This window comes from Apibacter sp. B3935 (assembly GCF_009827705.1).
Lineage (GTDB): Bacteria > Bacteroidota > Bacteroidia > Flavobacteriales > Weeksellaceae > Apibacter.
Map to the genome: position 1 here is coordinate 562,312 of NZ_WINL01000001.1, position 25,607 is coordinate 587,918.

Sequence of the window (25,607 nt, forward strand, 5' to 3'; positions counted from 1 at the left end):
TGCTAATAATCAACTTTAGATTTATTACTATCCAACTTAGGTCTTCCATAATTATTCATTCGAATTTCACCTGTTCTTGAATCTAATTTAACATATCCGCCTTCCCAATGTTTTTCTCCTGGATGACTTCTATCCATTGTTTGCTGTTGTACAGATTTTTTTTGTACACCTCCATATGATTTTGAAACTTCATAAGTATATTCTCTTCCTGCTGAATTTTTAGATTGAGACACTGGCTGTTGGCTGGTTGGTATCCCTTCTTTTCTCATAACATCCCTCCTAGCTTCTCTACTGGTTTTAGAAATATCCTTTACTATATTTTTACCTTCGTTTACACCTCCTTTTACCTCCTGAGCTAATACTCCTCCTGATACTCCAAATCTGGCTGTTACTATTCCTACTGTTGCATCTAATATATCTTCTACAATGCTGGTAGTGGAACCCTCAGGTAATTTTACTACTCCTATACCGCCATCTCCTCTATATCGGCTTTCTACCCCTAGTATTCGCGAAGCTAAATTCATTACTCCTGCTCTGGCATCTCCTATAAAGCCTACTGTCGAACTTACTATATATTCTGCCATGGTCGGCTCTTGGGTATCCCAAAATTCCGTCTGCTTCCCATTAGGATCTACTAACTTAACTGGATTATGATAACAATAAATATTGGTATTTAGGTTAAATGAATTATAAACTCCTCCATTATGCTGACCATCTATATAATGCTCAGTTTCATTATTCGGATTATATCCACTTAACGGATCCGCACTTAACCAAACAGATTCCCTTGGATTATAGTATCTTGCGCCATAATAATACAGTCCTGTTTCTTCATCTAGCTCTTTTCCATTAAACAAATATGGGGTATTCCAGCTGTTATTTCTTTCTTCTATAAATACTTCTCCAAACGGTACATATTCTACATGCTGTACTATTTCGCCGTCTAAGTTAGTGATATAACTTGAGCTGCCCAAATGATCCGGGTGATAATAATACTGCATTTTCTCATAATTCACATTGCCGATTCCTATCCCTGCTCTTAAGGCTGTATTCTGAGAACAACAGAAGCCTTCCCCGTTTACGTAATCGTCATTGTCTTTTCCGTTATACGGTACTTCAAAGTACGCATAGTTCCCTTTTAAGTCTTCAATGCTTCTTTGGTATTTCGCTTTCCAGTTGATCGTTACTCCGGGTACGCTTGATCCTGCATACTCTATTCTTCTCGGATCTGCTCCAAAGCTTTCTATATCTCCCAACTTACTTACTATTCGTTGGCTTCCTGCGTAGTAATGTTTGGTATATTTTCCATTAGGACTTACTACTAAATAAGGGTTAATATAGGCCGTGAATCCTTGTGTTTCGGTATTGCCGCCTGAGAATAAGGAATTGATATACACTTGCTCGCTTTCGCCGCTTGTTTTGATTACTCGTTCTCCTGAAGCATCGTACACATAGTTACTTACATACCCATTATCATCTATGGACATTAATCGGTTTTCTTCATCCCAGCGTAATTTCCTTTCTTGCGTTTGGCTGGTTTTTCTTAAATCCTTCTTCTCTAATTCTACATTTACATAGGTTAGATTTCCGTTTAAATCATAGTGGTAATTCTTGTGCTCTTGGCGTTTTTCTTCTTCTTGACTTTCTTCTTCTCTGTAATTTATGTCTTGAACGGTTTTTATTTGATTCTTTTTCGTTGAATCGTAGGTATACGATAAGTCATAACCTGCTTTTAATCCGCCTTCAATCATTATGCCTTGTTGACTTACTTGTTGGTTTTTGCTTACGATATTATGTAAGTTATCGTAGCCCATTTGCAAGCTATATGCGGCCGTTTTGTTATCCGCACCTGTGTAGGTCCCTTGTGCTTGTACTAAGCGGTAAAGTCCGTCATATGCATATTCATGTTGCATTTGTCCTCCCATAGTCTTTTTGTTGTCCTGCGGTAGTGGGGCTTGGTTGGATACGCTTAATACATTACTAACAGCGTCATACGTATATTTGTTACTAATGATCTGAGTTCTTACACCTCCACCTTGCGTTTTCGGTGATACCCAAACTTGTAAATCACTAAGTCTTCTTCTTTCCGGATCATAGGTATAAGTGGTTTCTGAGCCGTTGCAATATTTAAGATAATTTCTTTGTTCGAATTTATCATAGCCTATTTTGTTTACATAGTCATAGCTATAAGCTTTGCTTCCTTTTATTCCGGTTAACAACCCTGCCGTATTATAGATATAATCTACTTTTTCTTGATCCGGATAGATGATCTGCTCTAGTTTATTCCAGCTGTCGTACTTGGTTTGGGTTACGTAGGTAGCGATTGCTTGATTAGGTATTATAACCGTACGCCGTACTTCGGTGATTTCTCCTAAGGTTCCATATTTAAATTCCTGAGCTCCGGTTGCATCTTCTTGCAACATCACTTTTCCTATACGATTATATTTTGAATTTTTATCTCCATAGTAATAGGTAACGTTATTTTGTGGATGTTCCGGATAATGTATTGATTTTAATCGGGTATAATCATATTCGTATTCTATTTTTTGATTTGTTTTTTCTAAGTTGGAAGTCTGACGAGTTATTACATTTCCTAAGGCATCATAACTTAATTGGGTAATTCCTGCACTTGGATGTGATAAATGAATTCTTCTTCCGGCTAAGTCATACTTCGATTGAGTGATTTGTCCCTCGGTATCGATGACTTCTAATAATTGATTGATGCCATCGTAAGTATAACGGGTAGTAATTATTCCTGATGGGCCGGATAGTTGTTCGGTCTTAACGGTAAGACCCGATCCGTTGGCATAGGTTTTCTGTTTTCCTCCCATAGCATCCGTAAAGATGGTTACTTGCTGTCTTTCAGTCGGATTTATTGTATACTCGGTGGTTTGAGTACTGGAATCCGGAAGGATATTTGCTACGGTACGGTCTAACAGGTCATAGTTGCTTACACTTGGGTTTACTTTATCGAAGTTTCGATTAAATTCTATGGCATGTTCCGGCGATTCGGTAATCGGATAGTAGCTTTTTACTACTCGTCCGAATGGATCAAGGATATTTCTTCCACTTACTATAAGTACCTTTTCGTCCTGAGGATTACTTCCGTTTGCATCGGTCTTGGTTATCACTCCGTCTTTTTTTACCTGCAAGGTTCTTCCTGCTCCGTCAACAAAACTTAACGTTTTTATATCCTCTGTTGGGTGTTGCGGATTGTAATGATAAGTTATTGCATAAGCAGGGTTTTCAATGTCTCCATCTGAATTTAAAACTACTGACGGATTATACTTATATTTTATAGTATAAGGTAAATCCAATTCCAATTCATTAGGTCCGGTTATGGTCTCAATTCTTCCCAGATTATCTATTGTGGTTTCTGTAAAATATCCGTTGATATCTTTGCTGGATAATGGTATTCCATAGCGATAATCATAATTTTCCAATAAACTGGTATATCCATAGGCATTATCAATACGCTCTACATACATATGGTAATCTTTATCGTATCGATATTTATACCACATTCTTTGGCCTTTAGTATTGGCTGGTAAAGTTTTTTGGGTAATATTTCCGTACTTGTCGTAAGTTATATCAGTTACCGATTCTTCTTTATCATTGAGTTTTTGACGAACTCGGGTAAGATGATTTGAATAGTTTAGATCATACTCTGCCGTTACTTCTCTTTGAACACTTCCGCCTGATCCTTTGACTTGAACTTTTACCGGTAATCCGAAAATGTTCTTATTAGGATTAGAGGTATAGGAAACGGATGTTTGATAGTTATAGCTTCCTGCTCCGTTTTCGCCTAAATTTCCGCTATCACTGTATCGGTAGTTGGAAAGTTCTCCGTATTGATCTGCCAAGTCATACGAATACCAGGTTTCATTGGTTACTATCCCTTGATCTTTACCTTCAAACACTGTATTGCGGGTATATTGTAGGGGAGTAAACGACGCTTGATCATCAGAACATACTATGTTGGAAGAAATGCTATAGTTGTTTCTATCCTTTTGTTTTACTTCGTATTGATAATATTTGTTTTCAGTTTGGGCATATTTTTTCCCTTGAGCATCGGTAATAGTTGTTTTTAATAAATTACCTGAAGTATAGTAATTCGTAACATCATATTCATCAATGGTTTTTCTATATACTTGATTGTTGTTTTCGGTATTTATACTTATTTTTTCTACTTTTCCAAAGCCTAAAAATTCTCTTTCATGTCTGTCTTGTTTTCCTTCCAGATAACGATATTCCATACGGTTATTGGCTCCATCATCATGAATTCCATCGTCAATTTCTACAGATGATAACACCCATTTTCCTCCCGGATGTTCATAAGTAGCTTCGGAACGGTTATAATCAAGCATGAATTTTCCCCCTATGGAATTGGATACTTTGCTCAATTTATTGGTTCTTCCAATGGTTGAGCGCTTCACTTTTATACTTCCCGAATTATCTGTCCATACCATATCCGGATATCCATCCCCATCGACATCTTTGATTTCGAAGGTTGTGTGACTGGTGGAATTGGAAGAGTTTACTCCCGGATTTAAAGATAACTTTATTGGTGGAGCCACAAATAGTGGGATGACTATATTCACGGTATAGGAAACATTGGTTGAAATACTGACGGAAGAATTTTTATTTATACGATTCATCTCTTTCCACTCTTGTTCCGGAGCAAAAGAGGCTCCTTTATTTAGTGATACCCATGTTTTTCCCTCGTTAATGCGCACTTTATCTACTAAACCGTCACTGTTTACATCCATTAACTTAAAGTTGGATGTATTGGTTACAGTTGTTACATTAACTCCCCCTGAAAAACTGGATGAAGCTTTATCAAAAGATTTTATAGGCATATCCGCACCACCAGTGAATGTTTCAGATTTTCCGGTTTGTATATCGTTTATATCCCAATCAACTTCCGGACTGAAACTATAACCTAGATTAAAACGTACTTTACCATTCTTATAAACTTTATCCGGCAAACCGTCTCCATTAATATCCATTAAAGTATGTTCAACCTTTTCTTTCATTTTTGGTGGACTATCTACGGAAAGACTTAAAGACCCTATACCCAATTGAGCCGATTTAATATCTATAGAGTTTTTCTTTGCGCCTAAAGTTAGTTTAGTATCAATTGAAGAAGCTGTAATCGGAATAGATCCGAAAACATTTGCTTGACTACTACTGGTACTACGATGATTGCCTTCAAATCCGTTACGTGAATCAATCACTTCTCCGTCAAATCCCCCACGGGTATTGGTAAATTGTATCTTATTTTTGGTTATAATATCCGGATATCCGTCTCCGTTCATATCTGAAAAAGATACTGTTGTCTCATCACTACCCTCGGAATCATTATAGTTTACTCCAATACCAAATGACGCTCCTGCTTGTTTAGTCGTGTTTTTTGACTTGCTGGTTAATTTGACCCCCAATGCTGAAGACCCCTGTATACAGCTACCGGAAGATGGAGATTTACTGCTTAATCCTTCCAATGGATTGGTAAGTTTAACCTCTTTTTCTCCTAAACGAGAAGCACTTAGAATTCCTTCTTTTATATATACATATCGATCGGCTCCTGTCCAATAACTCTTGGTTTCATTATCTAATCCCATCGGAATAAAAATCATGGTACGAGGATCCATATCAGCATTTTCATTCTGCGGCAATTGTAATTCCTTTTCATCTATAGGACGTGCATAACGTCCGGCATTGGCATTGTAAATAAATTGCCCCCAACCGCGATACATTGGTCCGAAACCTTTGTCTGAATCTTTTACAAAAATATTTGCATATCCATTAGACGACAATCCGTTTTCGGGTTGCAAAGTAAAAGTTAAAGCTTTCAAATTTTTGATGATCGTTGCATCTTTGGTGAAAGCTTCCACCCAAATATTTTCAGTTAAAGACTCATTGGCTGCTACTTCCAAATCCATGAGAGGTGGGGTAACGACAATTCCATTCTCAACTCTGATTTTATATCTTCCCAATAATCCTGTTTTTTTCTTGATGGTAATGGCCAGTTCTCCATTCAAAAGATAAGAATTCATAGGATCATTTGCCAGCGCTTGAAATGTAAGTGATATTTTTTTAGTTTGGCCGGCATTTTCAAAAACTAAAGGATAGTAACTTCCTTCCCATTTTTGATGGTAAATGCTATAATTAACACTTCCCGGATCTGCCTCTTGACTGTCATCTAATTTTATCTGTGGTTTCCAACTAATTTTTTTCCAATTCACTTGACTGGGTGAACTCAAAGCAAAATAAAAGTTTGTCCAATTTTTGTTTTCGGGTACAGGTATTTCCAAATTTCCTTGATGAGTTTCGTTCCAATTAAATGTTTTTTCATAAACTATAATTTCCTCGGAACGACTGTCATTGGTTTGAATAACTTTTACCGTAACGTCATCAGATGTGATCGGTTTTTCAAAAGTTCCAAATATTACGGCTTTTTTATAATCACCGACACTGGTTGCTACATCCTGTGAAGCTATGTGGGATTCTGAGGATGGAAAACGATACATTTTTTGCCCGTCAGGATTTATACTGTTTAAGTCTGCTTCAACAATGGTAGTTTGTTCATAGGTTATAACGGGATTCCATTGTACTTGATCAAAGCTTCCATTAGACATTTCCTGGTTTCCTGATTGAACTCTGAAATAGATTTTATCTCCTTTTTTTACAGTCTCGGATAATTTTACATTGGCAGGATAATTAGTAAAATCACCTTTATTTATACTCTTATTCCATTTTTCTTTTCCTTTATACTGAATGGCAACTCTTACCCCATCGGCTTTTTCATATTCTTCGGTGTCATAATCTCCCGTTGGCGCTTGAAGCTGTACATTTCCTTCAATTTTTATCTTGCCGTCAAAAGGTGCTTCCCATACTTTTACTACATCATAAAGTGGAGAATTATAAATAAGATCTTTTTGTTCCTGTGGATCTACTGCAGTGTCGGAACTATCTATAGTTCCTCCTCCCATAATCGGGCTTGGAGTTAATGAACTTTCTAATGTAAAGGAAGGAATCAAATTACCATCACTATCTCGGGTAATATGATTGAAATACACCTTACCGTTGGATACTAGATCAATTAACCCATCACTATTTACGTCTGCAAAATAGACGGTTGTAGTTGTATTAGTTGTCCCTCCGCTGATACCTACAGTTGCAGAGGCTAAACCAATTCCTGCTCGGGCAGAGCCACCTCCATTGGAACTGGTTGACTTTGTTTTAGAAAATTTATTTATACCTTTTATAGCAATAGGCTTACCAAATTTTTCCCCTTTTATAGGTGTTAACAAATGAGGCTCATAATATAATACTCCATTTTTTTGATATACTTTATCCGTTAAACCATCACCGTTGATATCTATAAAAGTCGATTTACCTTCGGTTACACTATTGCTATAACTGTAGCTGCCTCCCAAGGTTCCACTGTTAAATATGGCATCTCCATTAAAAATTCCTACTCCGGTATAGAAAGATCCTCCATAAGAGGTAGTTTTACTTTGATTTATCTTTTCGCCAGATCTTGCCCAAACTTCTTCTTGCTGGTTAAAAGGTATGTACCCCTCTTGTGATTTAACATCATCATAATAATCAAAACGATTGGAGGTAAATTCTTTTCCTTTATCGTCTTTGTGCGTTATCTGGTCTAAAAGATCTGTATAAAATGCTCCGGATTTATATTTTAATTCATATTCTCTTAATTTGCTGTCTTCAAAGTCTATCTCAACATGGGTAAGTAAACGATTAGAAGAGGTAAAAAATCCATATCGAGCTGAGTTTGTTTCTTTTTGCTTAGTTTTAGCAGAGGTGAATTTAACCACTGTATGCGGATTTTGTCCTTTGTTACCGGCATGTACTTCTTTAAGATATAAAGCTTTGGATTTCAAACCTCCTTTTACCGGTTCTTCCACTTGTTCATAAATATATTCAATCCAATCTCCGTGTAGTTCTTCTACTCTGGAAACTTTCCATTCCGTAATTACGTCTTTGCTCTTTCCTGATATATCGGTAACAGTTCCTTTAAGTATTCCTCCATTTCCTCCGTAAGTATATTTAACCCCTTTTCTGTTGGTTACTTCCCAGGTATAATTTCCCGGATTAGTTCCTTTCCTTTGAATGGTAGCAAAGCTCCCTTCTTTTCTGGAATAAAATAAGCGGTCTGATTTTCTGGCTATTTTTTCTCCTCTGTGGGCTATGGACGTATTTCCATCGGCTCCTAGGGTTACCAACTGGGTCCCATCCATCGTATAGGTTTCGGTTTCTTTTGAGGTATCGTATCTCGGTACTCCCCAACGAGTATCTACTGTTATACTAGGAATATTCATATCCCAGCCTTCGCCTAACCATCCGCTTCCTCCATCACTATTATATTGGATACCTAAGGATGGACTCATTCCATTACGAGCAGGTGGCATTTCAAAGGTATAACTTAATGCTGCGGATCCACGATTATTAGCACTCGGTGCACTTATTAAATTCACCTTTGACAAGGGATCGGCAACTTTGATATCGCTCATAGTTGTAGGGGTAAAACCGTTTGTTTCAGGAGATTCAGGCGCTTGTATTACTCCATTAATCATATCGGTGAAATGAGTAGTTCGGGATATGATTACCTGATTTTTAGTATCTACACTGTCTCTTTCTAAAGCGACCCAATGACGGCTCTCTAAGTCAAAATAATATGTGTGTATATCTTTTTCAGTATAACCGTTTGGAATTTTGGTTCGATCATAGGCTAACTTGATGGTAGCTCCTTCTTTAAAATGTTCTCCGTGTGGTAAAAATTTATATCCATCTGCTTTTGCAGTGACATTTTTCATGCCCATGTCCAATGCCGGCATATCCACATCGCGAAGGCCTTGAATACTTATTTTTTTATCCGAATCAAGATTTATACCTTTTGCCAGTAATTCAGCTCCTAAAAGATTAATTTCATTAGTTTCCTTATCTTTTTTAAACCAAATTTGTTTTTGATCCAAAGCTGATTGTAATAAATTGGTAAAATCTGGCTTACCGGATAATATGGTTGATTCTTTTACATATGTTTTACCTTCAGATACTAATTCTATGGTATTTACATTTCCAGAAAGAATTGCTTCAAATTCACCTTGATAAGTGGTAGTCTGAACACCATTGATCTGTATTTTACGATTTTTTTCTTCCGGAAAATATCCTTTTACATAGGTGTCCCCTCCTTTATAGTATATAGCTTCCCATTGGAGAGGTTCTAAAATAGATCCCTGTTTTTCAATTTCAATTTTTAAATTTTTAATTTTGTAACCATAAGTAGCATCTTTAGGTATTGAAAATTGAATATAATTTTCTCCTTGTTGTAACCAGTTAGAATTTATAGGTTCTTTTTGCTTAGTCCAATTATAATGTTTTTTTACCAAGTATCCCCCTCTGCTTATTCGATCATTAATACTCTTTGAAATTCCATTTTTATCGGAAACCCCGTATAATTCATAAATTAAGTATGCCTTCTGATTTTGTAATGGTTTCTGATCTATATAGACCGTAAATATGTTATCTTCAGGATTATCAAAATTTTTATCATCCAATATTCCAATTATCCCTTCTTTAGTTTTCGAACTATAAAGAGTAGAAAGAGAAGTATTAGATTTATCTATTTGATTTTCTTTGCGAATTTTTAAATAATTTAATTCGTGCTCTTCAGACTTGTTAGAGTCTGCACTTATTTGATCAATTTTAATATTTTTTGTGTAAGTAACGCGTTTTTCCCTGGTTTTATATTTTTTATGTTCTAAAATAGGGATATATGGGGAAAAGCTTTGTAATGCCATGGTGGTAAGTAACACTAATGAAACAAACCTGGCTTGCTTTGAATTTAATTTCATAGTACAAAATTTTTAATTATGTATTTATGTATGATAATTAGTTGATTGAAATATGTTTAGTAAATTCTCCTTCTTCAGTAAATATTTTTACTACATATACTCCTTTTGGAAGACCTGAGATATCTACAATATGCTCCTTAGAAATTTCATTATTATTTTTATTATAAATCATGTTTCCGTTATAATCAAATACAGAAATCATTATTTTAGAAGGATTTTTTAGACTAATTTTTCCTGTTATCTCTGATTTATTATTGAAATCTTTATAATAAAATTGAACATGATTGTCATCATCTACATTGGATGTTATTTGATAGACTCGATTATTTTCTGGCTTATTTAAACAATTTTCGTCGAGAGTGATAGTATGTTCGAGTATCGTTTTTGATAAATTGACTGATTTAGGATAAGGATGGACACTTAGGAAATTCCAATAGGTAGGTAGAGATTCTGTAAATCCGTCTGTATTTCTTATATTATATATTCTTCCATCATTATTATTGACTTTAAAAGCAAAAAAATGATAAAAGGAAAGATATTGCGTATAAAAAGTTTGACCATTTATTTTATAATAAACTTTATATGGCGACACCTTTTCATTAAAATCTTTATAAATTTGAATTCTATCTCCTTCTTTAACAATTATATTATCTAACGGAGTATTACTTTTTGTATGTTCATTAATAATATAAATTCGCCCTTGATTAATTTCAAAGCCCGCTCTTATGTTAACATTAGCGACAGCATTGTCTCTTGGATGTAATGATAATCCCATTTGAAAATTTTGATCATTTCCTTTCAAAATCGTTTCAAAGAATCCGCCTCTATCCCAATCTATATTTTGAATACTATATGCTTTTGCTTCCACCGCAGTAGAATCTGAAATCAAATTAAAACCTCCCAATTCCTTTAATTTTAAAGTATATTGTCCGGATGAAAGTTCATTTATATTTAATTCGTTACCAAAAAAAACTCCTGCTTTTTTTATTTCATTATCTTTTTGATCGACTAATTCATATTCAAATCCTTCATCTCCTCTCAATATATTAACTTGAATAGTTCCATCATTTTTAGTAATTGAAGACGCATCACAGGTCGGATTGGATTTATTTATATTTGCAATTATATTATTTGGTCTGTAACCGAATGTAAATACATCACTTCCGTTTGAATCAGTATCGAAAAATACATTATTAAAAATTATTTTTTTTCTGTATGGATCAAAATCATCCGACTGATATAAATCAGTATTTTCTATTTTAAAATCTCCTTTACCTGATCTATCAATTAAAAGATAGGTTTTACCATCATTATATCCTTCAAATTCTTCAGCCCTATATTTTATATATCCTAATTCTATCTTAGTGCCATTATTTATAAAACCTCCAGTTCTAAAATCTTTAACTCGCGATTCATATTTCCATGGATACATTACTACACTAGTATAAAAATCATTTTCAATATCTTCTTCATTTATAGGTATATTCGGTGAAATTAAACCAGGAATAGGTGGAGCATATCCATTAAATCGAATAATAAAATCATCTTTAGATTTATCAATTTGAACCCGGTCCCCTACATTTAATTTAACTTTTATTTTATCTTTAACAATACCTCTGATAACGGTAAATACATCACCTTTATGATCTATATATAATCCATAATCGGAACTTTCATTTTGTTGATCTGTAATATTTTTAGTTCCAAATTTTAACATTATTCCTCCGTAAGGATTACCTAAGATAAAAGATGCATGTCCTTCGTAACCCGATAATGGTTTTTCACTATACAATATCTCAGGTTGAGAATTATTAGAATTAATCATTTTTATCTGAGAAAATTTGTATTTATCCTTAATAGCCTCTAAGTTATCGGAAACATGCCAAGTAATATCATTCTCACTTTTATCCATGTTGGTTTTCATTAACCATCGACGATTCATTATATTTAAACCTGCAAAACTTTCAATTTCTGAAGTTTTTAAATCCTCGTTATTATCTCCCCAAATCATGAATTCGGAATCAACCATGGAATTAGCCGGAAATTTTTCAATTACTAACAGCTTATTTCTATTAGACTGATTGTAATTATTGGCTGCATCAAAAGAATCCCCTTCCAAGCTATAACTTAAATAAGGACTTTCTTCATAAGATGTGGAACTTTTTCTTTGATATAACCCACTTAGATCATCTCTATAGATACCTGTAACCCTGTGATTAAATTTTTTTTGTTGATCTTTATCCCATAATAATTGATTATTGCTTCCTATCATGGAATTTTCTAACATAAAACCATATTTTAAAGCCAAATAGGTTTCCGATTTAATTTTTTCTAAAGGATTAAGTACCCTGTCATAAATTATTAATTCAGGAATATATGCTGTATAAACGGTATTTGGATCAAATAAATTAGTATCGTATGTTGAATTATTAAATTTATTAAACCAATAAAATTTTTCACCAAGAGATAAATTAGAATTCATTTTCTCCCCCCAAACATTCGTTGCCCTTTTATTTGTACGAAAATATGTAAACGAGCGCATCGATTTTTCCTTATACGATGTTATCCCCCCTAACGCATTTTCTTGTGGATGGTACATTAAATCATGCCCATTTTCCGAACCATAATCTAACATTCCTTTCTGACTTTCATTGCTATGAATAATTTTATCTTTATTCAAAACAATACCCTTTCCTGCAACTCCATTCAGAGCGAAAATATAACTCGGCTGCTCAAAATTTTCACCATAAATATTATTTTCTGCAAAAGTTCCTAAAATCGTAGCAGTTGATAAATTGGCGCTCCTTATTTGAACATCTTTACTATAAGAAGGATTAATTAAAAGTATAGAAGGGTTAAAATTATAAGACCTTCCAAAAGGATTCCATTCTACAATGTATTCATTTCCTGTATCATAATAATTAAGTCGTAAAGAATCACCCGAAAAATCTTTCCAAAGATATCTTCCATTTAAATTTCTGGTTTCTGGGACTGTTTTCATCCATAAAACAGCCCCAGGTACACCTCCCGGCCCAACAACTTTATTATTTTGAGCTGAGGTGAACATTGAATTAATACCAATAATTAATAAAAAGTATAATTTCCTCATAGTTTGTTAATTAAAAGTTTACATTTCAAATGTATTATTTTATTTCTAATAAGTATAATATTTGAAAAAAAAATTGATTAATATTTACAAATAACTATTAATTATACCTTTATTTTGTTAAAATGCTAATCTTGTCTATTATTTAAATATAAAAAATAGTAAATTGACAATTATTTTTTTATGTATTGAAATATTTGATTTATTTATAGTTATAATTGGTCATGGATAATAATTAATGTTAATTAAAATATCATTGCAATTCATTTCTTAAAGATATCCACTTCAAAAATTATTACAATTTTGACTCTTCATACATCTTATTATGCTTCACATTATTATATTGATTCATACTATCGTAAAGAAAACTGATTAAATAATCTAAAAAAGATATTATGTAATTTTGAAGAAAAATAATCTATGTCACCTCAAGAAATTCTCGCTAATATGCTTCTTGCTCATGACCTACCCAGCATTGAATATAAAGACTGGCTTTTGGTTGATGAACAACTTCCTGCCATGCGTGCTGAAACATTTGATTTTAAAGAATATGAAAACGGAGCCGGTATACGTTTAGATATAACCTTACTTTTAGCCAGTAAAAAAACTATCTCGGAAAGCTACTTAGGTATTGGTAAAAATAAAATTAGTGCCATACAAAATGCTTTTCAAAATTTTGTAGCTAATTCATTTCATGTGTTTTTATCTGCTTTTTGGCAAATTACTAATGATGATCAAATTGGAATTGAAGAATGGGAAATCAAAGGCAAAAAATGGAAAGTATATATCGGTAATTTTGGGTGCAAAGGCGATTTCAATATTCCCGAGAATTTATTTAAAATCATAGAGGAACAAATTCAAGAGGAAAATCTAGAGGAAGATTTATATTGGCTTCGCATCTATTATGCTAATGTAAACAGCCGAGAGATTATGATTGAAACTTTAAAAAATAATGAAGTATGGCCGGAAATGGAAAATAAATTGAAAACAGTTGCATGGGACAGTTCCGATAAATTTTACAGTCTAAGAAATTTTATAATATTGAAGCGTAAGTAAGTTTGTAAGAATTATTATATATATTTCATATCATATATCCTCTTTTACTATTGTAAATAATACGCATGCTTTAAGCTGAAATTCAATTTTAAAAATTGAATAAATCATTACCTTTGCAAAAAATTAATTCAATTTTACCCATGCAATATAATTTTCAGGAAATCGAAAAAAAATGGCAAAAAAAATGGAAAGAGCAACAAACTTTTGCTGCTTCAAACCATACAGATAAACCCAAGTTTTATGTGTTGGATATGTTTCCGTATCCTTCGGGAGCAGGTTTACATGTAGGTCATCCACTGGGTTATATTGCCTCTGATATTTATGCAAGGTTTAAACGCCATCAGGGTTTTAATGTACTTCATCCCATTGGTTATGACAGTTTCGGGCTACCTGCTGAACAATATGCTATTCAAACAGGCCAACATCCGGCGATAACCACAGAAGTTAATATTAACGGGGGTATAGATAATAAAGACAATGTTATTGCTGGATATAACAATCAATTGAAAAAATTGGGATTTTCTTTTGACTGGAATCGTGAAGTGAGAACATCTGATCCCGGCTATTATAAATGGACCCAATGGATTTTCATCCAACTTTTTAACTCATATTACAATACTGCTTCGCAAGAGGCTCGTCCTATTACTGAATTAGTAGATATTTTTTCAAAAGAAGGTAATGCTAAAATAAATGCCTGTACCTCACCAATCGAAATATTTTCGGCTGAAGAATGGAACCGTTTTTCAGATGAAAAAAAACAACATATCCTTTTAAATTATCGATTGGCATATCGAGCAGAAACAACCGTTAACTGGTGTCCGGCCTTAGGTACGGTTCTGGCAAATGATGAAGTAGTAAATGGAGTTTCTGAACGAGGAGGATATCCTGTTTATCAAAAAAGTATGATGCAATGGTCCATGCGGATCACGGCTTATGCTGAAAGACTTCTTTCCGGATTGGAAACTATCGATTGGAGCGAATCAATCAAAGAAAGTCAACGTAATTGGATCGGTAAATCTTTAGGAGCAGAAATCAATTTCGCTGTTGCTGATTCCGAAGCAACCGTTACAATTTTCACCACTCGTCCGGATACAATATTTGGTGCAACTTATATGGTTATGGCTCCTGAACATCCTCTTGTAGATCAAATTACTACCGGAACTTATTACGAAGCCGTAAACCAATATAAAGATCAAAGCACCAAACGATCGGAAAGGGAGCGAATAGCAGATGCTAAAACTGTTTCAGGACAATTTACCGGAGCTTATGCTATAAATCCTTTTACTCATAAAAAAATTCCTGTTTATATTGCAGATTACGTATTATATGGATACGGAACAGGTGCCATAATGGCTGTTCCTGCTCATGATGAGCGTGATCATCGATTTGCTAAACATTTTGGACTTCCGATTGTTGAAGTAATTAAAGGAGGAACCGATGTTCAAGAAGAAGCTTTTTCTTCTAAAGAAGGAATCTGTATCAATTCCCAAATTTTAGACGGATTGACTATTAAAGATGCTCAAGCTAAAATTATTGCAGAAATTGAAAAAATGAAAATCGGGCACGGAACCACCAACTATCGATTACGAGATGCCGTTTTTTCTCGTCAACGATATTGGGGGGAACCTATTCCTATATATTATAAAAATAATATTCCCTATGCTTTACCGGAATCTGCATTACCTTTACTTCTTCCGGAGGTTGAAAAATATTTGCCCACTGAAGACGGAGATCCTCCGTTGGGACGTGCTACACAATGGGCTTGGGATACTGAAAATGAACAAGTTGTAAGTAACGACCGTATTAATCATACCACTATTTTTCCTTTAGATTTGAATACAATGCCCGGTTGGGCCGGAAGTTCCTGGTATTTTCTAAGATACACAGATCCAACTAACCATTCTTGCTTTGCGGATACTAAAAAAATAAATTATTGGGAAAATGTAAATTTATATATTGGAGGAAGTGAACATGCTACGGGACATTTATTGTATTCACGTTTTTGGAATAAATTTTTAAAAGATTATGGATACTGTGCCGAAGAAGAACCGTTCCAAAAATTAATTAATCAAGGGATGATTTTAGGTCAAAGTGCTTATATATACCGAATTAACGGAACTAATAACTTCATCTCTTACAATTTATTACATGAAGCACAAGATACCACTCCACTGCATATTGATGTAAAACTTCTTAAAGGAGCTACAGATGAAGTTGATTTAGAAAAATTAAGAAATTGGAGAGATGAATTCAAAAATGCAGAGTTTATTCTTGAAGAAGGTAAATTTATATGCGGGAGAGAAGTAGAAAAGATGTCAAAATCTTACTACAATGTTATTAATCCGGATGATGTTTGTGATGAATACGGAGCAGACAGCTTACGTATGTATGAGATGTTTTTAGGACCTATTGAACAGGCTAAACCTTGGAATACTCAAGGACTTAGCGGAGTTCATGGATTCTTAAAAAAATTCTGGAAACTGTATCATTCCGGTGAAGGAGAAACTTTCTTTGTATCAGATGAAAAACCTACTAAAGAAGAACAAAAAATAATTCATCAATTAATAAAAAAAGTTAAAGAGGATTTGGATAACTTTTCTTTCAATACATCCATAAGTTCTTTTATGATTGCTACCAATGATTTGGTAAAAATAAAATGTTATAAAAGAGAAATTTTAGAATCTTTGTGCATTTTAATCTCTCCTTATGCTCCACATATAGCAGAAGAGCTATGGGAAAAATTAGGACATGAAAACAGCATTGAATTTCAAGCATTCCCTGAATTTAACGCTGAATATCTTGTTTCCGAAATACATGAATATCCGGTTAGTTTTAATGGAAAAGTACGTTTTAAAATTGAAATGCCTATTTCCGCTACTCCTAAAGAAATTGAAGAAGCAGTAATGGCTCATGAAAAAACACCGAATTATCTTGACGGCAAACAACCAAAAAAGGTTATTGTAGTGCCTAAACGAATTGTCAATATTGTACTATAAATAGACTTGAAAAAACCAATCCGTTTTGGGATTGGTTTTTTTATATTTCTTTATGCTATCTTTTATTAACTAATTAGTTGTTAACCCGCCATCAACTGATAAGATCGTTCCGGTAATCCATTGGGCTTGATCGGATGCCAGGAAAACAGCAGCCGCCCCAATATCTTCTACCGTTCCAATACTACCCATCGGATATATAGATTTAATCATTGTATGAAAATTTGTTTTCCCTTCTTCGCTTAGCTGTTCTAAATTATATCGTAGAAGCGGCGTATCGATACTTCCCGGAGCAATAGCATTAACCCGAATTCCATCTTTTCCTGCCTCAAAAGCCAATGATTTAGTAAATGAATCTATACCGCCCTTAGTCATGGAGTAAGCAGTAGATTCTCTTCCCGGTAACATTCTGTGTGAAAAATAAGATGAAATATTAATTATATTTCCTTTGGATTTTTTCAAAGATTGATACAAATTTTGAGTCAGTATATAAGGTGCTTTCATATTAAGATTAATGTGTTTATCTAATAAATCTTCAGATGTTTCTTCAAAAGGATTAAAACGACCGATTCCTGCATTATTAATTAACACATCAACTGTCTTTACTTTTTCTAAAATTAGTTTACCAACTGAAAATAATTTTTCAATTTCCGTTAAATCCGCAGAAATCAGAGAAACAGTTACGTGATACGACGAAAATTCTTCTTTGATTTTGTTTAATTTTTGAGGATCTCTGGCAATTAGAACAAGATTTGCTCTTTGTTGAGCGAAAGCACGAGCAATGCCCAAGCCTATTCCTTCTGTAGCGCCGGTTATAATAACATTTTTGTCTATGAGCATAATATTTAAATTTTAATTATAGTTTATTGTTAAATATTTACATTTTATGCAAATTATTTACAATTACAAATTTAACTTTTATTATGTATATTTACTTCAAATAATGTAAATAATTTACAAAATGAATGAAACCAATCATTTATCTTTCGATTTTAAGTTTTTAGAGCAATTAATTGTGGGCATTGGCGAAGTTTCTCAAATAACCGGAATTCCTACCCGACAAATTAGGTATTGGGAAGATAAAGGAATTATCAAAAGTCTTACAGAACAGGAAGGAAAAAACAGAAGATACAATTATGAAAATATTAAAAAAATGATTCTAATAAAAGAATTATTGGAAGAAGGGTTTACATTAGATGCTGCGTCACAAAAATTAGACAGTCGAATGCAAATGATTGAAAATGTATTAAAAAAGCTTACCAATAAATAAAATCAGTATCTAATGAATGGGTTGTTAAAATATCATTTACATTGTATAATATTATTATTGATCTTACTATAAATCATGCCCTAGTATAAAATATTTACCATTGCAAAAAAATGTATTTTTTTAAACTTAGAATTAATTTCGACGGTTATTTAAATGCTTCTGTAGGTAAATTGATTTATATCTAGCATACTTTATATCTTATATTATAATGATTATTAAAGATACAATACCTTTATAAATATTATAATAAAATCGTTTTTTATTGGAAATTAAAAAATAAAACTTATCTTTGTAATATATTTAACGATCATTAATAAAATTACTTATCAAGAAAGGTGGAGGGAATTGGCCCTATGATACCTTAGCAACCCTCTTATATGAGTAGGTGCTGCATCCAACCGTAAAGGAAAGATAAGTCGAAACAGCTTACATACAAATACAAATAATACGAGCTTCTTTCGACCTACAAAAAGAAGCTAATTCATAATTTAGAATTTAAATTAAATGGGAATCTTGTATAAGTTGTTTTATGATGATTAATGAATTTTAAGGCATTTATTAATTAGAAAAAACAACCTAGTCATGAAATTAGAAACAAAATTAGTACATATTTCTACTCCTGATGTACTTACCGGAGCTATCTCTACTCCTATTTACCAAACCTCTTCTTATGTTCAGGAAGAACCGGATGTGAATAAAGGATTTGCTTATACAAGAACGGCTAATCCTACACGTAAAGTTGTAGAACAAGCCATTGCTGAATTAGAGGGTGGTATTGCCGGATTTGCTTTTTCATCGGGATTGGCTGCAACGGATTGTGTTTTAAAGTTATTAAAACAAGGGGATGAAATTATTGCTGTAAATGATGTTTATGGAGGTACTTATCGAATAGTTACTACAGTTTATAATAAATTTGGTGTAACCTCTAAATTTATTGATACTACTGATATTCAAAATGTCTTACAAGCAGTTTCAAATAAAACTCGCTTCATTTGGCTGGAAACCCCTACAAATCCTACTTTAAAAATATCCGACATTGAAGAAATCGCTAAAATTTCCAAGCAAGTGGGAGCACTATTAATTGTAGATAATACTTTTTTATCTCCTGCTTTACAACAACCGATACGTTTAGGAGCAGATATTGTTGTACACAGTGGAACTAAATATCTTTCAGGACATGGAGATGTTTTATCCGGATTTATAGTTGTGAAAGATCCTAAAATAGCCGAAGAATTAAAATATTTACAAAATACCTCAGGGGGCGTACTCTCGCCTTTTGATAGTTGGTTAACCTTACGCGGAATTCAAACTCTATCTCTGCGTATGGAAAAACATTCACAAAATGCTCAAAAAATTGCTGAATTTTTAACTACACATTTCAAAGTAGATAAAGTATATTATCCCGGATTAAAAAATCATCCCAATCATCATATTGCGGCCAAACAACAAAAAGGGTTTGGCGGAATGGTATCTTTTAGTTTAAAAGACGATACTTTAGAAACGGCAAAAGATTTTTTAACACGTACCAAAATTTTTCTTTTAGCTGAAAATTTAGGCGATGTTAGGAGTTTGGGTAGCCATCCTGCCACCATGACCCATAAATCAACCCCTCTTGAAGTTCGTAAAGAAACAGGAATTCAAGATTCTTTAATTCGTTTATCGGTAGGAATTGAAAATGTAGATGACCTGATTAATGATATCAAACAAGCTTTAGATTAACGGTTAATTTTATAAATTGAATAATTAAATGATAAGAAATAAACTTAAATTAGGAATTTTTGGGTTTGGATGTGTGGGAACGGGATTGTATAAAGTGTTAGAAGAAGCCGAAAGTGTAGATGCAAATATTAAAAAAATATGTATTAAACATCCCGATAAACCGAGATCAATCGATAAAAAGTATTTTACTACCGATAAATACGAGTTATTATCGGACCCTGAAATTGAAGTTATTGTCGAATTAATAGATGACGCTGATGCTGCTTTTGATATTGTTTCAGAGGCCATGAAAAACGGAAAAGCTGTAGTTTCGGCAAATAAAAAGATGATTGCCGAACATTTACCTGAACTTCTAAAGTTGGAAAAAGAATACCAAGTTCCCCTACTCTATGAAGCCTCTGTTTGTGCCAGTATTCCCATTATCAGAAATTTAGAAGAATATTATGACAATGATTTGTTAACATCGGTTTCGGGAATTTTTAATGGTTCTACCAATTTCATTTTAACCAAAATGATCCATGAAAAACTTTCTTATCCTGTGGTTTTAAAAGAAGCTCAAGACAAAGGATTCGCAGAATCAGATCCTACCTTAGATGTTGAGGGAATTGATCCTAAATATAAATTGTGTATTATTCTTTTTCATGCTTTTGGACTTATTACTAAGCCGGAATCTATATTTAATTTTGGAATATCAAGAATTAGTGATTTCGACTTGGAATTTGCTCGTCAAAGAAATTTAACAATCAAGTTAATAGCAAGATGCAATAAAAATAATAATGAAATTACGGGTTTTTGTGCTCCTACTTTTATAGAAAAAGAAAATACATTAGCTCATGTAAATTATGAATATAATGGAGTGGTTTTAGAAAGTGCTTTTTCTGAAAAGCAACTGATGATTGGTAAAGGTGCCGGAGATAAACCCACCGGATCTGCCGTACTTTCTGATATTTCAGCTTTAACATATGATTACAGATATGAAAACAAAAAATATATTCATCTAAATAAACAATTACAATTAGTAGATACTAAAATTTATAAAGTTTATGTGAGATATCACGACCAATTTTCCGGTTTTGATGATTTTGAGTCCATCGAAGAACAATACAGCAGCCTTTCAGGTAATTATTTTATAGGTTTCATCTGTTTACATAAATTAGCGAATTCTTCATGGATTAAAGACCCGAATATAAATGTTATTTTTTTCAGCTGATTGGGTTGATAAGTATGTAAATTTAACTATTTAGTTATGATTGCACAATGCTCGGTCATACAATTCTTTATATATAGGAATTATCTTAGAATTATCAAAAAGTAAAGCTTGGTCTTTCGCTTGTTTTTTGAAAAGTGAAAGCATTTTTTCATCTTTCAGCAGCCTAATGGCATTCTTTGCCATGGAAGGAACGTCACCAACAGGTGATACAAATCCTGAAAAACCGTCTTTATTAACTTCTGTAATTCCCCCGGCATTACTTGAAATAACAGGTATACCACAGGCCATAGCTTCTAAAGCTGCCAATCCGAAACTTTCTTGTTCAGAAGGTAATAAAAATAGATCTGCAATACTTAAAATTGAAGATACATCTACCATTTTACCTAACGTTTTTATTTTATCCTCCAAATGATACACTTTAGTTAAATGCTCAATGGTTTCTGTCTCCGGTCCTTCTCCAACAATCAAAAGTTTCGATTTAACTTCTTTTTGTACCAGATTGAAAATCGACATTACATCATCAATGCGTTTAATTTTTCTCAAGTTAGATACATGGATAAGTAATTTTTCATCTTCAGCAGCAAAATTCTTTCGGATACACGGGCTTGATATTTTAACAGAATTATCAATAAAATTCGGAATTACTTCAATGTCTTTTTTAATAGTAAATGCCTCAAAAGTATCTTGTTTTAAACTTTGGGAAACTGAGGTTATATAATCGGATTTATTGATCGAAAATTCGACACCGGATTTATAAATGGGATGACTTCCTACCAAAGTAATATCTGTACCGTGTAAGGTAGTGATTACCGGTAAGTCAACACCCTTCTCTTTTAAAATTTGCTTGGCAAAATAGGCTGCATAGGCATGAGGTATAGCATAATGCACATGCAGCAAATCTAATCCGTAAGTTTCTGCAACATTTACAATGATTGTAGACAATGCTAAGGAAAAGGGTTGATATTCAAATAAAGGATATTGTTTAACGCAAACTTGATGAAAATATACATTAGGCAAAGTGACATCCAGCTTTGCCGGAATGCTATAGCTTATAAAATGAGCTTCATTACCTAATGCGGCCATCTCCATTCCTAATTGGGTGGCAACTATCCCGCTCCCACCGAACGTAGGATAACAAACAATTCCAATTTTCATCTTATTGCAAAAAATTTAAAAGATCATAATAGTTTTCAGAATTTATGCCATGACCTTCATTGTATTCATGATATTCATAATCTAAATCTAATTCTTCACATATTGATTTGAATTGACGAGACCATTGAATGGGAATAATAGGATCTTCTTTTCCATGTGAAAAGAAAAATTCCAATTGTGAAAAATCATCCCCCATGTTTACGTCTTTCAATAATTCCGGGTCCGGATATCCACTTAAACAGGCTATTTTTTTAAACCTTTTAGGATGATGTAATGCTAATGAAAAGGAAAGGATTGCTCCTTGACTAAAACCTAACAAGGTTATGGAATTAGTATCGAAAGGATATTTAGTTTGGATTTGATCCAAAAATTTCATAATAATTTTTTGCGATTCAATGGCCTGGTCGGAATTAATCATTTTGGCTCCTGAAGTAAAATCTAAATCGTACCAGGCATATCCACCCATGCTAATTTCTCGTATGGCTCGTAAACTAATCACGTAGGCATCATCGGGTAATTCTTCTGCAAAACTGAACAAATCTTGCTCATTACTTCCATACCCATGCAGTAAAAGTATTAATGAAGGCGTCTCGGTAGCTGACTTAGGTTCTCTTAATAAATAATGGACCATATTTAGAAATTTAGTAAAACAAAGATACTCTTTTTTGTATAATACATTTTAGAGAATCAAGCTATCTAAAGTTATCTATACGTTTCTTATGAAATTTATACTTCTTGGTGATTATCTTGAAAATGATTTTTTTTAGATCAATTGTTAATTAGAAAATTAAAGTAGATGATATTTTTTTAAATTATTAAAACATAATGCTTTTTAGTAAAATAGATACGGTTTAAAATTATTAGTAGTAACCAATCGATTTTTTATTCAATCACTCTATTTTCTAACATGGGAACAAATTGATAATCTCCAAACTCCATAGTCTCAAATGTATTTTCATCTAATTTTAGAACGGTATACATTTTTTGCTCTTTTTCTCCTATAGGAATAACCATGACCCCTCCAACTGCTAATTGCTCCAATAACTTTTTAGGCATGGTAGGAACCCCCGCTGTCACTATAATTTTATCAAAAGGAGCAAAAGAAGGAAGACCTAAATATCCATCGCCAAAAATTTGATGTTTAGGAGTGAAATTAATTTTTTTAAGGATTCTTTTGGAGAATTCAAATAATTCTTTTTGTCTTTCAATGGTAAAGACTTGTGCTCCTAGAGCTACTAAAACAGAAGTTTGATATCCGGAACCTGTTCCGATTTCTAAAACTTTTTCTCCTTTCTGAACGTGTAATAATTGAGTTTGAAAAGCTACTGTAAATGGATGGGAAATCGTTTGATTGGATAATATTGGAAAAGCTCGGTCTTCATAAGCCAGATCTTCAAATATTGAATCTATAAAGAGATGACGAGGAATTTTATTTAGGGCATTTAATACAATTTCATCATTTATTCCTTTTTGCTTAAGTAAATTAATTAGTTTATTTCTCTTTCCTTTATGTTTTAATGTATCCTGTTTCATTGTCTTGCAAGTTATTTAAAATATCAATGAGAAACAATATTTACCGGGACGCATAAAGGCGAAAAGCAAGCGATAAAAAATATTTTTTACATGAAAATTATTGTAAGTTAAAAAGTTCCTTATTTTTATCTTATTAGTATTTTTTTTGAATTTTTTATTTTTTTAATCTTTTAGGAAGTATAAAAGTTAAATTAAGTAAAACAATAGCGATAAGGATAAGTACAATGCCCACCCATTGCAGGGAAGTTACTTTTTCGCTAAGCACAAATTTAGCCATCATAACAGAAACCGGAAGTTCCAAGGAAGCAATTATACTTCCTATTCCGATTCCCACCACCGGCATACCTTTGGTAAATAAAAAGGGAGGAAGAATAGTTCCGAAAACAGCTAATATAATACCCCATTTATAGAATATTGAAAAATGGAACGGTTCAGTTATCAGCGCATGAGCCCAAATTAATGAAACCATAAGGGTGGCTCCTACTAGCAGATAAACAGACCGCAAAGTAGAGGGCATAGATAAGGCTACTTTATTGGACGTAAACATAGAAAAAGTATAGGATAGTGCTGCTAAAATTCCAAAAATTACACCTGTTGCATTCAAATGAACGTGAGATTCATTAATAAGATTGGTTGCTAATAAAGTACCCAAAAGAATGGTTATAATGGCTACAATTTCAACAAGTGTAGGTTTCTTACGATTTACAATAAAATCCACTAATGCACCCATCCATACCGCCTGCATAAGTAAAACTATGCATATGGATACAGGGATTCCGTAATGAACAGCTAAATAATAAAAGGTGCTGGTAAGACCAAAAGATGTTCCAGACAAAACTAAATATACTTTATCTTTTAAAGTATATTTTTTTTCTTTACTTACCTGTTTATTTTTACTAAAACCATGAAGTATGATAAGACCTAGCAAGCCGAGGACCGCTTGAGAAAAGGTAACCTCCGCAGTAGTATAGCCGTTGTTATAAGACAGACGAACAAAAGTTGCCAATACTCCATAAGAAGCTGCTGCAAACGCCACAAAAAATAGCGATTTTAAGTAGTTCACGTTCATTTATTTGTATTTATATAATTTTAAGCAGTTTCAAAGTTAAAAACTTAAATTCAGATACTTGACGAAAAATTCATTCAATTCATGATTTTTTTTAAATTTAGATTAAACAATTATCATTTAAAAAGATAAACTTTTAAATAAATAATCATATGAATCAGTGGATTATGGGCGTATTATTATTTGCATTTATAAATAAAAAGCACTACATTTGCAAACTTAAAAATTAAAAGAGCATAAATGCCAACTATTCAACAATTAGTAAGAAAAGGAAGAGCCACACTTACCAAGAAGAGTAAATCGGCTGCTTTAGATTCTTGTCCACAAAGACGTGGAGTATGTACTCGTGTATATACCACTACACCTAAGAAACCGAATTCAGCACTTAGAAAAGTAGCCAGAGTTCGTTTAACTAACGGTAAAGAGGTCAATGCGTACATCCCGGGAGAAGGACATAATCTGCAAGAGCACTCGATAGTATTGGTGAGAGGCGGAAGGGTAAAAGATTTACCTGGTGTTCGTTATCACATTGTCAGAGGTGCTTTAGACACAGCTGGTGTTCAAGGACGTTTACAAAGAAGAAGTAAATACGGAGCTAAACGACCTAAAGAGAAAAAATAA

At 33.2% G+C, this 25,607-nt stretch carries 13 protein-coding genes and 1 riboswitch; of the genes, 6 read left to right on the forward strand and 7 right to left on the reverse strand.

Annotated features, from left to right (window positions below; genetic code table 11):
• Positions 1-2 precede the first annotated feature (2 nt).
• Complete coding sequence (locus GFV00_RS02435) at positions 3-9,878, reverse strand: toxin TcdB middle/N-terminal domain-containing protein (protein WP_160556376.1); 9,876 nt, start codon at positions 9,876-9,878, stop codon at positions 3-5.
• 37 nt (positions 9,879-9,915) lie between these two features.
• A complete protein-coding gene (locus GFV00_RS09755; RefSeq protein WP_255448744.1) occupies positions 9,916-12,987 on the reverse strand; it encodes a T9SS type A sorting domain-containing protein in 3,072 nt (1,023 codons plus the stop codon).
• Positions 12,988-13,404: 417 nt separating this feature from the next.
• Here GFV00_RS09755 and GFV00_RS02445 point away from each other — a divergent pair, with 417 nt between their 5' ends.
• Both GFV00_RS02445 and leuS read left to right on the forward strand, forming a co-directional pair.
• The gene (locus GFV00_RS02445) at positions 13,405-14,040 is read left to right on the forward strand and encodes a DUF6348 family protein (RefSeq protein ID WP_160556374.1); all 636 of its coding nucleotides are present in this window, start codon (positions 13,405-13,407) and stop codon (positions 14,038-14,040) included.
• Positions 14,041-14,180: 140 nt separating this feature from the next.
• Positions 14,181-17,036: a leucine--tRNA ligase gene (gene leuS / locus GFV00_RS02450; RefSeq protein ID WP_160556834.1), complete on the forward strand. Its 2,856-nt coding sequence runs from the start codon at positions 14,181-14,183 to the stop codon at positions 17,034-17,036.
• Positions 17,037-17,105: 69 nt separating this feature from the next.
• Here leuS and GFV00_RS02455 read toward each other — a convergent pair whose 3' ends face one another.
• Positions 17,106-17,873 (reverse strand): SDR family NAD(P)-dependent oxidoreductase, encoded by a 768-nt coding sequence (locus tag GFV00_RS02455; RefSeq protein ID WP_160556372.1) that lies wholly within the window; start codon positions 17,871-17,873, stop codon positions 17,106-17,108.
• Between the two features lie 121 nt (positions 17,874-17,994).
• On the opposite strand from GFV00_RS02455, the gene GFV00_RS02460 reads away from it, so the two are divergent.
• The 3 genes from GFV00_RS02460 (at position 17,995) to GFV00_RS02470 (ending at position 21,232) form a co-directional block, all read left to right on the forward strand.
• On the forward strand, positions 17,995-18,303 hold the full coding sequence (locus GFV00_RS02460) for a MerR family transcriptional regulator (RefSeq protein WP_160556370.1): 309 nt from the start codon (positions 17,995-17,997) through the stop codon (positions 18,301-18,303).
• A gap of 320 nt (positions 18,304-18,623) precedes the next feature.
• A riboswitch (SAM riboswitch) is annotated at positions 18,624-18,721 on the forward strand.
• A gap of 164 nt (positions 18,722-18,885) precedes the next feature.
• Positions 18,886-20,022, forward strand: a complete 1,137-nt coding sequence (locus tag GFV00_RS02465; protein ID WP_160556368.1) for a PLP-dependent aspartate aminotransferase family protein — start codon at positions 18,886-18,888, stop codon at positions 20,020-20,022.
• Positions 20,023-20,050: 28 nt separating this feature from the next.
• On the forward strand, positions 20,051-21,232 hold the full coding sequence (locus GFV00_RS02470; protein WP_185149973.1) for a homoserine dehydrogenase: 1,182 nt from the start codon (positions 20,051-20,053) through the stop codon (positions 21,230-21,232).
• Between the two features lie 30 nt (positions 21,233-21,262).
• Here GFV00_RS02470 and bshA read toward each other — a convergent pair whose 3' ends face one another.
• The 4 genes from bshA to GFV00_RS02490 all read right to left on the reverse strand — a co-directional run bounded on the left by bshA (position 21,263) and on the right by GFV00_RS02490 (position 24,989).
• The gene (gene bshA / locus GFV00_RS02475) at positions 21,263-22,387 is read right to left on the reverse strand and encodes an N-acetyl-alpha-D-glucosaminyl L-malate synthase BshA (RefSeq protein ID WP_160556366.1); all 1,125 of its coding nucleotides are present in this window, start codon (positions 22,385-22,387) and stop codon (positions 21,263-21,265) included.
• Position 22,388: 1 nt separating this feature from the next.
• The gene (locus tag GFV00_RS02480) at positions 22,389-23,018 is read right to left on the reverse strand and encodes an alpha/beta hydrolase (RefSeq protein ID WP_105297008.1); all 630 of its coding nucleotides are present in this window, start codon (positions 23,016-23,018) and stop codon (positions 22,389-22,391) included.
• Between the two features lie 251 nt (positions 23,019-23,269).
• Positions 23,270-23,920: a protein-L-isoaspartate(D-aspartate) O-methyltransferase gene (locus tag GFV00_RS02485; RefSeq protein ID WP_105297009.1), complete on the reverse strand. Its 651-nt coding sequence runs from the start codon at positions 23,918-23,920 to the stop codon at positions 23,270-23,272.
• A gap of 154 nt (positions 23,921-24,074) precedes the next feature.
• Positions 24,075-24,989, reverse strand: coding sequence for a DMT family transporter (locus GFV00_RS02490; RefSeq protein WP_160556364.1), 915 nt, complete (start codon positions 24,987-24,989; stop codon positions 24,075-24,077).
• 237 nt (positions 24,990-25,226) lie between these two features.
• Here GFV00_RS02490 and rpsL point away from each other — a divergent pair, with 237 nt between their 5' ends.
• Positions 25,227-25,607: a 30S ribosomal protein S12 gene (rpsL, locus tag GFV00_RS02495; RefSeq protein ID WP_055425682.1), complete on the forward strand. Its 381-nt coding sequence runs from the start codon at positions 25,227-25,229 to the stop codon at positions 25,605-25,607.

Excerpts from the sequence above, each read along its gene's own strand:
- rpsL (WP_055425682.1), top strand. The coding sequence starts at position 25,227 with ATGCCAACTATTCAACAATTAGTAAGAAAAGGAAGAGCCACACTTACC.
- GFV00_RS09755 (WP_255448744.1), bottom strand. The coding sequence starts at position 12,987 with ATGAGGAAATTATACTTTTTATTAATTATTGGTATTAATTCAATGTTC.
- GFV00_RS02485 (WP_105297009.1), bottom strand. The coding sequence starts at position 23,920 with ATGAAACAGGATACATTAAAACATAAAGGAAAGAGAAATAAACTAATT.
- GFV00_RS02435 (WP_160556376.1), bottom strand. The coding sequence starts at position 9,878 with ATGAAATTAAATTCAAAGCAAGCCAGGTTTGTTTCATTAGTGTTACTT.
- GFV00_RS02455 (WP_160556372.1), bottom strand. The coding sequence starts at position 17,873 with ATGCTCATAGACAAAAATGTTATTATAACCGGCGCTACAGAAGGAATA.
- GFV00_RS02490 (WP_160556364.1), bottom strand. The coding sequence starts at position 24,989 with ATGAACGTGAACTACTTAAAATCGCTATTTTTTGTGGCGTTTGCAGCA.
- GFV00_RS02480 (WP_105297008.1), bottom strand. The coding sequence starts at position 23,018 with ATGGTCCATTATTTATTAAGAGAACCTAAGTCAGCTACCGAGACGCCT.
- leuS (WP_160556834.1), top strand. The coding sequence starts at position 14,181 with ATGCAATATAATTTTCAGGAAATCGAAAAAAAATGGCAAAAAAAATGG.
- GFV00_RS02465 (WP_160556368.1), top strand. The coding sequence starts at position 18,886 with ATGAAATTAGAAACAAAATTAGTACATATTTCTACTCCTGATGTACTT.
- GFV00_RS02460 (WP_160556370.1), top strand. The coding sequence starts at position 17,995 with ATGAATGAAACCAATCATTTATCTTTCGATTTTAAGTTTTTAGAGCAA.
- GFV00_RS02470 (WP_185149973.1), top strand. The coding sequence starts at position 20,051 with ATGATAAGAAATAAACTTAAATTAGGAATTTTTGGGTTTGGATGTGTG.
- GFV00_RS02445 (WP_160556374.1), top strand. The coding sequence starts at position 13,405 with ATGTCACCTCAAGAAATTCTCGCTAATATGCTTCTTGCTCATGACCTA.
- bshA (WP_160556366.1), bottom strand. The coding sequence starts at position 22,387 with ATGAAAATTGGAATTGTTTGTTATCCTACGTTCGGTGGGAGCGGGATA.